General features: G+C 35.9%; 11 protein-coding genes. 3 read left to right on the forward strand and 8 right to left on the reverse strand.

Features of this window, described 5'->3' with window-relative positions; all coding sequences use genetic code 11:
* Positions 1–11: 11 nt before the first annotated feature.
* Positions 12–491 (forward strand): TspO/MBR family protein, encoded by a 480-nt coding sequence (locus CSEC_RS05015; protein ID WP_041017361.1) that lies wholly within the window; start codon positions 12–14, stop codon positions 489–491.
* The gene (locus CSEC_RS05020) at positions 484–1,965 is read left to right on the forward strand and encodes a cryptochrome/photolyase family protein (protein WP_041017362.1); all 1,482 of its coding nucleotides are present in this window, start codon (positions 484–486) and stop codon (positions 1,963–1,965) included. The genes CSEC_RS05015 and CSEC_RS05020 overlap by 8 nt, the downstream gene beginning before the upstream one ends.
* A gap of 566 nt (positions 1,966–2,531) precedes the next feature.
* Here CSEC_RS05020 and CSEC_RS05025 read toward each other — a convergent pair.
* The 3 genes from CSEC_RS05025 to CSEC_RS05035 form a co-directional block, all read right to left on the reverse strand.
* Positions 2,532–3,836, reverse strand: a complete 1,305-nt coding sequence (locus CSEC_RS05025) for a YihY/virulence factor BrkB family protein (protein WP_041017363.1) — start codon at positions 3,834–3,836, stop codon at positions 2,532–2,534.
* Positions 3,837–4,006: 170 nt separating this feature from the next.
* Positions 4,007–5,023 carry an AI-2E family transporter gene (locus tag CSEC_RS05030; protein WP_041017364.1) on the reverse strand — a complete coding sequence of 339 codons (1,017 nt, stop codon included), beginning with the start codon at positions 5,021–5,023 and terminating at the stop codon, positions 4,007–4,009.
* Between the two features lie 256 nt (positions 5,024–5,279).
* On the reverse strand, positions 5,280–6,584 hold the full coding sequence (locus tag CSEC_RS05035) for a mechanosensitive ion channel domain-containing protein (protein WP_161780964.1): 1,305 nt from the start codon (positions 6,582–6,584) through the stop codon (positions 5,280–5,282).
* A 685-nt stretch (positions 6,585–7,269) separates the two neighbouring features.
* On the opposite strand from CSEC_RS05035, the gene CSEC_RS05040 reads away from it, so the two are divergent.
* Positions 7,270–8,490 (forward strand): ferredoxin reductase family protein, encoded by a 1,221-nt coding sequence (locus tag CSEC_RS05040; RefSeq protein WP_161780965.1) that lies wholly within the window; start codon positions 7,270–7,272, stop codon positions 8,488–8,490.
* Between the two features lie 97 nt (positions 8,491–8,587).
* Here CSEC_RS05040 and CSEC_RS05045 read toward each other — a convergent pair whose 3' ends face one another.
* From CSEC_RS05045 to CSEC_RS05065, 5 genes are all read right to left on the reverse strand, one after another.
* Entirely contained in the window at positions 8,588–8,929 is a 342-nt protein-coding gene (locus CSEC_RS05045) for a carboxymuconolactone decarboxylase family protein (RefSeq protein WP_041017366.1), read from the reverse strand.
* Positions 8,930–9,213: 284 nt separating this feature from the next.
* Positions 9,214–9,456 carry a hypothetical protein gene (locus tag CSEC_RS05050; RefSeq protein WP_041017367.1) on the reverse strand — a complete coding sequence of 81 codons (243 nt, stop codon included), beginning with the start codon at positions 9,454–9,456 and terminating at the stop codon, positions 9,214–9,216.
* Between the two features lie 96 nt (positions 9,457–9,552).
* Complete coding sequence (locus CSEC_RS05055) at positions 9,553–10,416, reverse strand: nucleotidyl transferase AbiEii/AbiGii toxin family protein (RefSeq protein ID WP_079977982.1); 864 nt, start codon at positions 10,414–10,416, stop codon at positions 9,553–9,555.
* The gene (locus CSEC_RS05060) at positions 10,413–11,066 is read right to left on the reverse strand and encodes a type IV toxin-antitoxin system AbiEi family antitoxin domain-containing protein (protein ID WP_202593688.1); all 654 of its coding nucleotides are present in this window, start codon (positions 11,064–11,066) and stop codon (positions 10,413–10,415) included. Before CSEC_RS05060 ends, CSEC_RS05055 begins: the two co-directional genes overlap by 4 nt.
* Before the next feature lie 286 nt (positions 11,067–11,352).
* Complete coding sequence (locus CSEC_RS05065) at positions 11,353–12,399, reverse strand: hypothetical protein (RefSeq protein ID WP_041017368.1); 1,047 nt, start codon at positions 12,397–12,399, stop codon at positions 11,353–11,355.
* Positions 12,400–12,402 lie beyond the last annotated feature (3 nt).

A 12,402-nucleotide genomic window follows, 5' to 3' on the forward strand; every position in this document is an offset into this window, starting at 1 on the left:
CTGAGAGCCAGATGAAGCAAAAAAATTCGTGGATTTCGTTAGTTTTTTTTATTCTAATTTGCTTAGTAATAGGGCTTTTTGGAAGTTTCTGGACAAAAGAAGCCGTTTCGACATGGTACCCAACACTTACGAAACCTTCATGGACGCCTCCTGACTGGGTATTCGGACCTGTCTGGTCTTCTCTTTATATTATGATAGCGGTCTCCGGCTGGTTAATTTACCGATCTGATCCTTCTCATAAAAGAACGGTCGCACTAACGCTTTATGCCGGTCAGCTCGCACTTAATTTTATTTGGTCTTTCCTCTTTTTTTCTTTGCGCAACCCTTTTTTAGGATTGATCGATATCCTTTTTCTTTGCTTATTGATCCTCCTAACCATTATTAAGGCTTGGCCTGTGAGTCGTTTGGCAAGCTTCTTTTTGATTCCTTATTTAGCTTGGGTTCTTTATGCTACGACGCTTAACCTTGGAATCTGGCTTCTCAATGACTGATATTACCCTGATATTTCCTGACCAACTATTCCTAAAGCACCCTGGAATAGCCTCTAAGAGAAAAATTTACCTTGTTGAAGAGTTCCTTTTTTATAAGGTCCAGCCATTTCATAAGCAAAGATTGGTTCTTCTTCGGCTTGCGATGCAAAAATATGCTGATATGCTTCGAGGAAACCATTCTGATGTGATTTATGTCCCTTCCAATGAACTATCCTACCGTGGAAGTGTATTTGAACTTCTTGGTAAAAAACGCATCAAAAATATTCATTTGTGTGAATTTGCCGATGAATGGCTCACCAAAGATTTAATGATAGGCGCTGAAAAATATGGTTGGAACCTTCATTTTTACCCTTCCCCCGGTTTTATTTGCTCAAACCAAGAATTAAAGACGCATTTTGGGAATAAAAAACACTTTTCTATGGCTCAGTTTTATGCCTATCAGAGGAAGAGTCAGAATATTTTAATGGAAGATGAACGTCCTGTTGGGGGGAAATATAGCTTTGATGCCGACAATCGAAAAAAAATCCCCAAAAACCTTTCTATACCCCCTACTTTTATTCCAAAAGAAAACGCAAACACTGAAAAAATAATCGCGGAAGTGGATAGCGAATTTACTGACGCCATCGGAGAAGCGGACCCTTTTTTGTATCCAACCACCCATCAAGAGGCTAGAAAAGCGCTCGATTTGTTTTTAAAGGATAAGCTGGTATTATTCGGCGCCTACCAGGATGCCATACAGAAGGAAGAATCGTTCCTATTTCATAGCGTCTTGTCACCGCTTCTTAATATTGGCCTTTTAACTCCTCATGAAGTCATTCAAGCCGCCCTTCATCATTCTAAAAAACATTCTGTTCCCTTAAATTCTCTTGAGGGTTTTTTACGGCAAATTATGGGTTGGAGAGAGTTTGTAAGGGCATCCTATCTATTAAAAGGGTCTTATCAACGATCGATCAACTATTTTCAGCATCATACGAAGATCCCTAAAAAATTTTGGGAAGGCAAAACAGGGATCTTGCCGATAGATACAACTGTTAAAAGAGCTTTACAAACCGGTTATTGCAATCATATCGAGCGTTTGATGGTTCTTGGCAATTTTCTATTGCTAACAGAAGCTGCGCCTGATGAAATTTATAAATGGTTCATGGGTTTTTTTGTAGATGCCTATGATTGGGTCATGGTCCCAAATGTCTATGGAATGAGTCAATATGCTGATGGGGGCGTTATTATTACAAAGCCCTATATCTCCTCTTCAAATTATATTTTAAAGATGAGCAACTACCCAAAGGGCGATTGGACAGAGATCTGGGACGGTCTTTTTTGGCGTTTTGTCGATAAACACCGCTCCTTATTTTCCGCTAATATTCGCACACGAAATTTAATCCAGCTTCTTACCAAAAACAAAGAAAGCATCTTTCAAAAAGTTCAAAAAGCAGAATCCTGGCTTGCAACTTACAACAAACCAACCAAATCGTAAAATCCCCTGCAATCGACCATTTTTTAAAAAGAGCGAGGCGTGCTTTGTACGCTCTCAAGCCCCTTAAGCGATACCTCTAAAAATTTTTTGCACTCAGCATCCTTTTTGTAGCAGGGTTGGTATTTTGTTTAATGCCCATTCTTTATCAGTTACAACAATAGGGTTACTGATGAAATCAGGGTTCAAAATTTTTCTATTAGTCTGCGTTGGGTGCTGCAGCTTTTTTTAACTCAATCCATCCTTTTGTTAATACAGAGGTAGATTTGAAATCTATTGTCGCATGTAAAGATTGCGGAAAATAACACCGTTAAATGAAGAAAAGGGCAATCTCAGCACCCTGAGCTTAGATTGCCTCCTCAAAAGATACCGAGAAGAAGATTGCATCCCGTCATTCGGACCTCTCCGGTTTATTCAAGCCTATTGAATTAGAGAAAAACGATCTTTTGAGAATAAAACTAGCCGATAATCGCCCTAATTGGATAGCGAATTTACTAAGGCTCTCCTTAGAATAGAAGAGTAAGATCTCTTAAAATCAAAATAATTTGTTTGACTTTTTCTGATTATTTTTATTCAACGGCTAGATACAAGGGCTTTTGGCTTTTCGATTTCGAGGCATTTTCTATTTCTTTTATCAAATTCATAATTTTTTTTAACTCAGATGTTTCTTCGGCAGAGACTTGAATATCATAGCTTTGATCCACAGCCGAGCTGACCATTTGGTAAGTTATATCATTAACTGAATGGGCAGGTTGGTAACCAAGAGTGTTGTCTCCAAAAGAAGCTTCGGAGAGAATCCGATTTTTAAGCAAAATTTCCAATACTTTATTGAGATGGAAAAGAGAGATTCCTAATTTACGAGCAAGCTGTGGTTGTGTGGAGGGTTTATCCCCTTTTATAAAATTTTCTAAACAATAATATACAATCAATAAGGCAGCCGTTTTTGTGGAAAGAGACTGCATTTTTCGACTTTGAATAAATAATCCGTTTTCAATTTCAACTCCCATCTCAACACCAAATAGAACGATTAACCAACTTACTTGCAGCCACATTAGAAATAAGGGAAAGGCTGCAAAACTGCCATAAATTGCACTATAGCTAGTTAAGTAAAATTGTAATTTTATATATAGCCATTGCCATATTTGAAAGGCCGAACCGGCAACAATTCCCGATATTGCTGCGACATGAAAGTATATTTTTCTATTTGGCATGAAAGAATATATGAAAGTAAAAAGCGCCCACATTAAAAAAAAGGGGAAAAAATTCATTATGAAATAGAGGAAGGGGCTGATCACTTCAACCAAAGAGTTAGTTTTGGCCTTTTCTGCTATTTGCGTCGTAACATAAATATTAAGACTGCTTGAGGTAACCAAGAATAGGGGGGCTACCATAAATACAGTTAAATAATCCCTTATCTTTGTTAAATAGGATCTTCCTTCTTTGACTTTCCAAATCTCATTGAAAATGTTTTCTACGCAATTTAAAAGATTTATAACTGTATAAAGAAGAAAAATAATTCCTGCTCCTGCGATGACATTTCCTTTTACAGATTCGAGCCATGAATGAGCAAATTCAATAAGTTTTTGCGAAATAATAGGCTGCTGAAAAAATTCCTGAGAAATTTCCGCCTCAAGTTTTTTTCCGAATCCTAAGCCTTTGGCAATACCAAAGAGAACAGCAAGAACCGGCACGACGGAAAGAAGGGAATAGAAACTAAGAGCTGAGGCTTTGTCATAGCAATCATCTTCAAAAAAACTCTTAAATATATCATAGAAAAATTTCCAGCCTTTTTTGATTCCTTGAAAAAAAGCTATAATTTTTGATTTGACAAAAGAAAGAAATTTTAGTTTTTTCTGTTTGTGTTCCTTAGACATAAAAGTCTACCCACCCTCGCAAAGATAGGTCAAATAAATTCATAATCACATTATTAAATGTATTTAAAATTAATGTAAAAGCGGCAGATTTCTTTGCTTTAAAAAGATATTAATAGCTGAAAAACATGTGATTTTAAATCAATTTCTCCCCTACCATGAGTCCTTATCAATTATTCTGAAATGATTTCACTGTAAACATTACTTTTGTTTATATTATCCATAATGATTTTTACAATCAGCATGATGGGAACGGCAAGGAAAGGTCCTATTATACCCCAAACCCAGCCCATCAGATAAATTCCTAGAATGACAGCCACTTTATTTAAAGAAAATCTTTTTCCAATCACATAAGGCGTAAGAATATTTCCTTCCACATTCATGATGATTAAAACGAGAGAAACGCATAAAATAATTTGCCAAGTTTGTTCTAAGGAAGCAATTGCTATTAAAGTAATTAGCGCCATGGAAACAATTGAACCCAAAAATGGAATGAATTCTAAAATACCTACCAATACTCCTAAGAGAATTGCATTAGGAATTTTAAAAATAGATAAAACTGCGCCTATTAAAATTCCAACAACTATATTAATCAATGTTTTGGTAATGAGATAATTTGCCATATCTTGTTCTAACTTTTGAATAATTCGATTGATTTTCTCATCCCTTTCAAGGGTAGGCAAGGATTTCAACATTTTTTTCAAAAATAGTCCTTCTGAAATCAACAAAAAATAAAGGAGGATCGCAATCATCACAAAGCCTGCAAAAAATTGCCAGGTACTGCTAAAAAGGGAAATGATCCAGTCCTGTTGTATTTTTTCCTCCAAAGTTATAGTTAAATCTTTAAAAATCACCAAAATAGAATGGGGTATTTTAAAATATCGTAAGAAGGAATCCAGCTTGCTTTGAAAAATGTCTGTTGAATTTGTTAAATCAAAAACCAAATTTTTTAAGTTAACAAACAAATAATATAGCCCTATCCCAAATACAGTAAAAAAAATTAATATTACTAATGCGGATCCAAGAAATTTTGGGATAAAAAACTGTGTCTTCAAGAAATTCACTATTCGAAATAAAAGAAAATACAATAAAAATGCCAAAAAAATAGGCAAAACTAATTCTTTGGCAAAGTAAAGAATAAAAAAAAATGCTAAAAAAACAAAAATTTTATTGGATTGTATTTGACTCATTTTAAAAATCCGTTAATTAAAATACATACAGCCGATCCAATAATAATGGTAGGCTATATATTTTGGCTTTTTTGTCGAAGTTTTCTTACGAAATCCATCCTTGATGAGCTGCAATAGCAATTTGTCGACCCATCCTCAAAAAAACTATGCCTATCAGAGACTTTCTTAAGCCAATCAATCTTCGATATAAAAAGACTCTAAAAAACTTGAGCTTTATTTAATTTGATCGATAATTTTCTCAATATCTAAAGTCAAATTAGTCTTTCTTTTTTTGATTAAGCAGATTTCTTCCGGGTTCAGGAACTTTCGATTTTGATCCTTGTTCTTTAATGTTTTCAGCTTCAGAATTCAGCTCTCCCTCACTTTTAGTAGCTATTTTATCAGCTTCCTCAGGCTTTTCTAGTTGCATAGCTCCTTCCGGTTTTTCCGAGCCCATCCAAACAGTGATTCCTTGTGGAAAAATAAGTTCGCGAGCCTCGTCTGGCATATCAATGCGATTTGATTGAAAAGCTTTTTTGACTAATCGGATAACTGAGGATCTTACTTTAAGCCAGCTATGCTTCTTACCATCCAACCAAAAATAAATTTTTAAATTAATGGTTGATTTACCAAAACTATCAACTAAAACCCATGGTTCAGGATCTTTTAAAACCGCAGGATGATTTTGCAGGACTTTTAATGCAATATCTTGGGCTTCAGAAATAACACAATCATAACCGATTCCTACGATAAAATCTTCTCTGCGATTAGGATTGCTGGTAAAGTTTCTTATATTGCTTTTGTATACAGTTGCGTTGGGGATTTGAATGTAGTTGCCCTCGAGAGAAATAAGAATCGTGGTTCTTATTGTTAAACTTTGAACATAGCCTGTAATCCCTTCAATTTCGATTAAATCCCCTTTATTAAAGGGGTTGTTGATACTTAAAAAAATACTGGCCAAGAGATTTTCTGTGATATCCTTAAAGGCAATACCTAAAATTATGCCCAGTAGGCCGGTACCTCCTAAAACTGTCAAAGCAATCGTTGTCAAACCCATCAAATGAAAGACGCTATAGAGTCCCATGAGAAAAATACCCGTACCAATCGACCAGGTAATGATTTTGACTAATAATGGATTTTCTATTTTTTTACTTAATATGAACCTGGAAAGGCGGTAGGTTGTTTTGGCAAAAAGCCAGGCTGCTAAAAGAATAACCAGACCAAAAAGAATTGCGGGGATGATTTTTAGAAAACCTCGCCATTGTTCTCGTAAACCTTTGATAACGGGTTGAAAGTCCCAAATAGATGGTTTTAACACATCTATTTGATTAACTACTGCTACAGTATCTTGTGTGTTGCCGGCTAATTTCTCCGCCCATTCCTTATACTCGTCTTTTTGTGCTTGACCTGATAAGAATACGACTCCTTCTCTAACATGTACTTTAGGGTCTATAAACCATCCTGTGGATTCTAAGATATTTTTTAATCTGTATGAGATTTCATCATCTAAAGCATCCGGCTTTACATTTACTTTTTCTGGAGCTGTAATTTCTATTTTGTTTGGGCCTTCTTCCTTTGCCAATAAAGAAAAAGGGGTAGCCAAGCATAAAAAAAAATAGAAGAGAAAGATAAATTTTTTTTGGATAGATGCTATTTTCATGACCCTGAAGTATTAATTAATGCAGGTGATAGTTTAAATAACTCATAATCCAGATAGAAAAGAAAATTACAATAAAAATAACAGAAACAGTAGTGCAAAAAAAAATATGTTCCTAAGATTTTTTCTCCTAAACATCAAAAAGAAAATAAACTGGAGTAAGGATTGAATGAGGGCAATAGTAAAAATGGCTGTGATGGCTTCTTTGTTGGTAAAATTGAAAAATCATAGTAAAAGTCGGTGGACTAGACCAAATTTATTTTTTCTTTTTAAAATTTTTATATGTTAAATAAAAGTCATTATTTATCCCAATTAAGCCGGTCTCTTATGGCAAAAATGAAGGATATGTGTTTTTTTAATCGATAAAACCTAAGATATCAGTGATAGATATTAGGGTACACGGCTTGCTCCCTAACTATATATTCTAATGATCATTAGCGACTAATACAAGAATTGTAATAATAACCTAAACTATTAAAATTAATCTTGTTTAGGAGAAGTGAAACAAAAAATGTGGAAAATTGGCAAATGGTCCTTCAATCTTCATTCTCCAATTTTTTTAATTATTGTTTCTCTCTGTTTTTATTTGGCGATATGGTTTTTAGCCACTATGGGGACCCCATTATGTGATTGCTGGCCACTGAAAATTTGGGCGACTTCCCTAGGTGTTGCAGGTTACTTCATTTTTTCTTTTTCACTATTACTATCTTCACGCTGGAAAAAGCTGGAGGATTGGTTTGGAGGTTTGGACCAGATCTACCATCTTCATAAAAGACTTGGGATTTGGGGTTTCTGCTTAATTCTTCTTCATCCTTGGGTGGAAGCATTAAAATGGCTTCCAGATCGTATCGAAAAATTTATTTTTTTTATACTGCCTATCCATGGAAGACTATCGGTAAATCTCGGCTCCTACGCATATTGGCTTATGTTGTTAATCCTAGGAGTTACTTTGTTAAAGCTTCTTCCCTACAACAAATGGAAAATTCTGCACAAGCTTATGAGTGTAGTTTTTCTTTTAGCATCACTTCATATCGTTCTGTCAGACAAGAGGGTTGGATCAGAATTCGCCCAGTTGATGCTATACCTCCCCATGGGTATTGGGTTTTTAGGAATTTTTTATAAACAGATCTACATCCCTTTTTTTGCAAAACATTCATCATTTGTAGTCACTAATGTTAAAAATATAAATGACAATATTGTTGAAGTAACTTTAAGTCCTAAAAAAGAGCCCTTAAAATTTATTTCCGGGCAATATGGTTTTTTTACTTTTTATGGACCTTCACTATCTAAAGAATCTCACCCATTCACTTTAATTGAGTCAATTGAAGGCTCAACAATATCACTTTTGGTCAAAGCTCAAGGCGATTATACGATAAATTTACACCGACATATCAAAAAGGGGGATATTGGTATATGTGAAGGTCCTTATGGTCGTCTTAATTATAATCAAGCAGGCAATTCGCAGATATGGATAGCTGGCGGCATCGGTGTAGTTCCATTTTTAGCTTGGATAAGAGCTATGAAGAGAACTTTCCCAAAAGGAATTAAGATTGACTTCTACTACTGCATCCATAGGGAAACCGATGCGGTGTTCTATAGAGAGTTCAAAGAATTCAGTACAGCTTATCCGGACTTCCGTATTATTTTATGTTGTTCCGAAAAAGGAAATAGACTCGATATGCATAAAATTATTGACTTCAGCGGCAATATAAGCAGTAAACAAGTTTTCATGTGCGGTCCGCTAAAGCTAACAAGTGATTTTAAGTCAAAACTTCAGGCATATGGGGTAAGCTATGATAATATTTTTGTAGAAGACTTCGATTTCTTTTAACTTCATATTTCTGCCCTATCAACAGATGCATTATAATGCTCTGAAAATATTCCGTGATATGAAGACCAGGCATCTGACAATTGTTTTGCCACCACTATTAACTACTTAATTCTTCAAAAGCTTCTAACGCTTCGGCAGCATACATTAATGAAGGCCCTCCACCCATATAAACAGCCATGCTCAATGTCTCAAGAAATTCTTCACGAGTAACCCCTAATTTAATCAAAGACTGAGTGTGGAACCCAATGCAGCCATCGCAATGGGATGCAATACCCAATGCAAGTGCTATTAATTCCTTTGTCTTTTTGCTAAGCGCGCCTTCTTTTGTAGCAGCTTGTGCCAATGTATTAAATCCATTCATCACATCAGGAATTTCCTTACGCATTTTTGATAGCGATGTTGAAATGGTGTTTGTAATTTCTTTATAATTTTTTGTCATAGACTAATTCCTATTCAATTTGTTCAATGGGGTATGAGATGACTGTTAAGAAATGTTTGTTCATTTGCCATAGATTTCTTGCATAAACTCTTGCACTATTTTTGATCTTCACCTTTTTTATTAATAGGTGATCCTATTGAACAAGCTACCCTCATCTTTTGAGATGAACTTACATCTATGGTTTTATAAAAAAAAGGAATCTTTGAGTATTTACCCAAATTTTACGCAATTGTTAGGAAAAAGCTACAATAAAGGGGTGCTAAGCCTGCACAATTAGTGCTTTCTCAAACCACTGAATTTACTGTGCCTATTTTATTCTCAGTTGCAATTACTTTAGAAACCCTTTTCCACATCTCGTTTTCTTCGAGCTGTTTTTTGTCAGACTCGATTTTGCTTGCAATTGTTTCCGAAACCACATGCTTAGCACCTTGGTCAAGCACTAATATGGCTACTTCTGTAGATAGGCAATTTTGATTATACATCCCAAAGAATCGAAGTTGTTTTGCCTCAATCAAGCATTCTCGCATTCACAATTATTAGCCAAACAAGTCTTTCAGACACAGTCTTTGCCGAGTATGAAATTTCAATTCATGAGCAAACATTAAATTGGCTTTCAAATAAAACTAAGTAGTTGCAGGTAATAAGTTTTTAAAAAAGTTCTTTAAGTCGAAGATAATTTTTTCAAATGGTATTGCTTCATGAGAAATATCTCTTAAAAAAGAATTCCATTTGGTTTTCTTAATTGGATCCTCGTAGAAAGATTCTAGAAATGCAATTGGAACAGCCTCAAGAATGGTTCCTCTATTCTTAAGAATTTGGAGAATGATTCCTTGCAATTCCTTTCGATCGAAATCAAACTGTTGGGTCAACAGCCATATGTCATAAAAATCTTTCATACGTGTGTTGGCAAATCCCAAACGAATAATAGATTCAAATTTTTCTGCAATAGATGTTTGGGGAGTATATCCTTTTAACTCAGGAGCGGGAAGATCTAAAAGAGTAGGATACTTTATCTTTGCAGGGTGAGGCAAAATAGTATCACTAAATCCAAAGTCGATTCGCATAGGAAGTTTTGCTGTGAAGAGCTGCGCTGAAAATGCAGCACTGATTCCATGATATTCAGCTTCTAACTGTGCTTCTGTTAATTTTAAGGTGTCTGAGGCAAATACTAAGCCATCGGGTATCACTTCAATAGCACAGATTTCATTAATAATTTTCTGTAAATTAGCTATGGAATTTGAAGTTTTGGCAAGAAGATCTATGTCTACCGTTGCCCGATGGCTCATTGGATCCCAGACCATCAACATCAAGCCCCCTTTTAGATAAAAAGAGCTTTGATGAGAGGATACGCTTAGACGGTACAAAAAACGTTCCATCGCATAGTATTTCAAAACTTCTTGAACAGGTCTTTTTCTTTGCTTTGCGACATTTTTTAAACGGCTATAGATAGACTCATCGAGGTTTTCCTTGGGCTTTTCCATTTTCATTGACTCACTATTGTTTCCATAATCGGCTGAAGGATTTTCTCAATGCGATTAATTTTTGCATATTCATATAACTTATCAATTTGAGTGCCTTTGCGTTGCCAATACATCTTCAAGGCTTCAATGACAACATCCATCCCGATCTTATTCCGAAATTTAACGCAATCAGCTAAGGTTTTTTCGATGTTGTAAATTTTGACAGGAAAGCCACTTATTAATTTAGTCTCAACACCTGAGCTATAGACTTTTTCCGAATATCGAAAGTATCTGAGGGGTGGATATTCCAATCTTGAGGGACGTGCTTTTGTGGGAATGGCTACATAGACGAAATGAGGAATTTGAGTTGTGATTTCGTGATAAGCCAAAGCTGAAATCAAGCATATCACGGCATGAGGAATTTTCTTAGAAACAAGAACAAGATCTGGCTCTGAAAAATCGGGAACTTCGATCAGCCTATATATTCCTTTTGCCAGTTGCTCTAATAATCCCTCATCTCTCAGCTGATAGATCGTGCGTGGATGAATGCCCAAACGGATTGCTTCAGCTGTTCGCAGCAATCCTTGATTTTTCTTAAAGAGGTTTATAGCTTTCTGTTTTGCATTCATGGATAGTAATGTAGGTAAATGTTTTCTTTTTACTACATTCTTATCCATTCATCTTTGCAAGTCAACAGGAAACCTCTCTTTTTTCTATTGACGATAGGAATTATGCAAATTTTACGTTGGGAAAAAGCTACAGTAAAATGGCACAACCAGGCACACTTGATTTTTTTCTAACCCGTTTAAAACATTGTGCCTATGTACGCTCTTTCACCATGGATAACAGCAGGACAACCCTCTCATAACCCGCTGGCCTTTAAGTTCTATCTCCCTTTTTTACAAGCATCCAACTTGAAAACACGATCGGCTTCTATTAAGCCGACGGTGCGAGGTAGATAGTTTAGGTTAGGTCTTCGATTGAGAAGGGGGATTCGTCGGGGAGGCCAAGCTCTTCCCGAAGGGTTAGGATTGAGCCGCCGGCGGCGGAAAACCCTTGCAGCATACGGAAGCCTTCTTTCGAAAGCATAGCCGGGTCTACAATAAGCTTATCCAAGCCTTTCCACTCGGTAATTAGATGTTCTTCTGAAATTAGTCTGAAGGAGGTCTTTTTTTGAAGCAAGGACTGGAGTGTCTCATCAATGAGCTTGTAGTCTTTAGCCTTTTGATTCACTTTAGGCATAAGAAGGCCTAGGGAAGTGAGCTTGTCATCCTTTTTATAAACAATCTTTTGGCCTTCAACAGAAAGCCCTTCTCTTGGGATTTTTGCATTTTTTGGAATAATTTGGATCTTAAGTGAGTTTTCTTTACTTAAAACCCTCGCTTCCGTAATCAAAGCAGTGTCTTTTAAATCTAGAATGATAAAAGTTTTCACTAAATCCCTTAAAGGCTTGGCAAGCTCTTCCAAGAAACGGAACGCAATTTCAAAAAAGCAGATTTCGTCGGGCTCATTAAGTCCATGATTTTCCCTATATTGGGCAATAGCCTCATCAAAAAGACCTTTCTTTTTGGATAGTTCGCTTTCCAAACTTAGAGAACCTGAATAAAGAATAACCCCTAAAGAGTGTTTTTCAAATAAAGGGAAAACCTTTTCCGCAAAGTGATTAATTACAAATTGAAGAGTAGCAAACTGCCCCTGATGGTCAGGGGGGAATTTTAAGCCTGTAAATAACCCAAGGTCAAGTTCCCATAAAATATATTTCTTTTTTTCAATTTCCTGCTTTGCTAGCAAAAGGGCTTCATCCCATGAGCCTTCATCTTGCAAATCCCCTTTTAAAGGGATCACTTTTGTGTTGTAAGGGGATGCTGAAGGTGACAACAAGATATCAGGTAAAAAGACCTGGTCCTTAAAAAAACAAGTTTCCCCATCCCAATAGAAAGCGGAAGCTTCTTCCTCGCTTTCAGTAGCACATTCTTTCTTAGATTCAAAAAAATTAAATTTGTCTGTCATATG

Source organism: Criblamydia sequanensis CRIB-18 (assembly GCF_000750955.1).
Taxonomy (GTDB): Bacteria; Chlamydiota; Chlamydiia; order Chlamydiales; family Criblamydiaceae; genus Criblamydia; species Criblamydia sequanensis.

Excerpts from the sequence above, each read along its gene's own strand:
- CSEC_RS05045 (WP_041017366.1), bottom strand. The coding sequence starts at position 8,929 with ATGACAAAAAATTATAAAGAAATTACAAACACCATTTCAACATCGCTA.
- CSEC_RS05020 (WP_041017362.1), top strand. The coding sequence starts at position 484 with ATGACTGATATTACCCTGATATTTCCTGACCAACTATTCCTAAAGCAC.
- CSEC_RS05065 (WP_041017368.1), bottom strand. The coding sequence starts at position 12,399 with ATGACAGACAAATTTAATTTTTTTGAATCTAAGAAAGAATGTGCTACT.
- CSEC_RS05055 (WP_079977982.1), bottom strand. The coding sequence starts at position 10,416 with ATGAAAATGGAAAAGCCCAAGGAAAACCTCGATGAGTCTATCTATAGC.
- CSEC_RS05050 (WP_041017367.1), bottom strand. The coding sequence starts at position 9,456 with ATGCGAGAATGCTTGATTGAGGCAAAACAACTTCGATTCTTTGGGATG.
- CSEC_RS05015 (WP_041017361.1), top strand. The coding sequence starts at position 12 with ATGAAGCAAAAAAATTCGTGGATTTCGTTAGTTTTTTTTATTCTAATT.
- CSEC_RS05025 (WP_041017363.1), bottom strand. The coding sequence starts at position 3,836 with ATGTCTAAGGAACACAAACAGAAAAAACTAAAATTTCTTTCTTTTGTC.
- CSEC_RS05040 (WP_161780965.1), top strand. The coding sequence starts at position 7,270 with ATGGGGACCCCATTATGTGATTGCTGGCCACTGAAAATTTGGGCGACT.
- CSEC_RS05060 (WP_202593688.1), bottom strand. The coding sequence starts at position 11,066 with ATGGATAAGAATGTAGTAAAAAGAAAACATTTACCTACATTACTATCC.
- CSEC_RS05030 (WP_041017364.1), bottom strand. The coding sequence starts at position 5,023 with ATGAGTCAAATACAATCCAATAAAATTTTTGTTTTTTTAGCATTTTTT.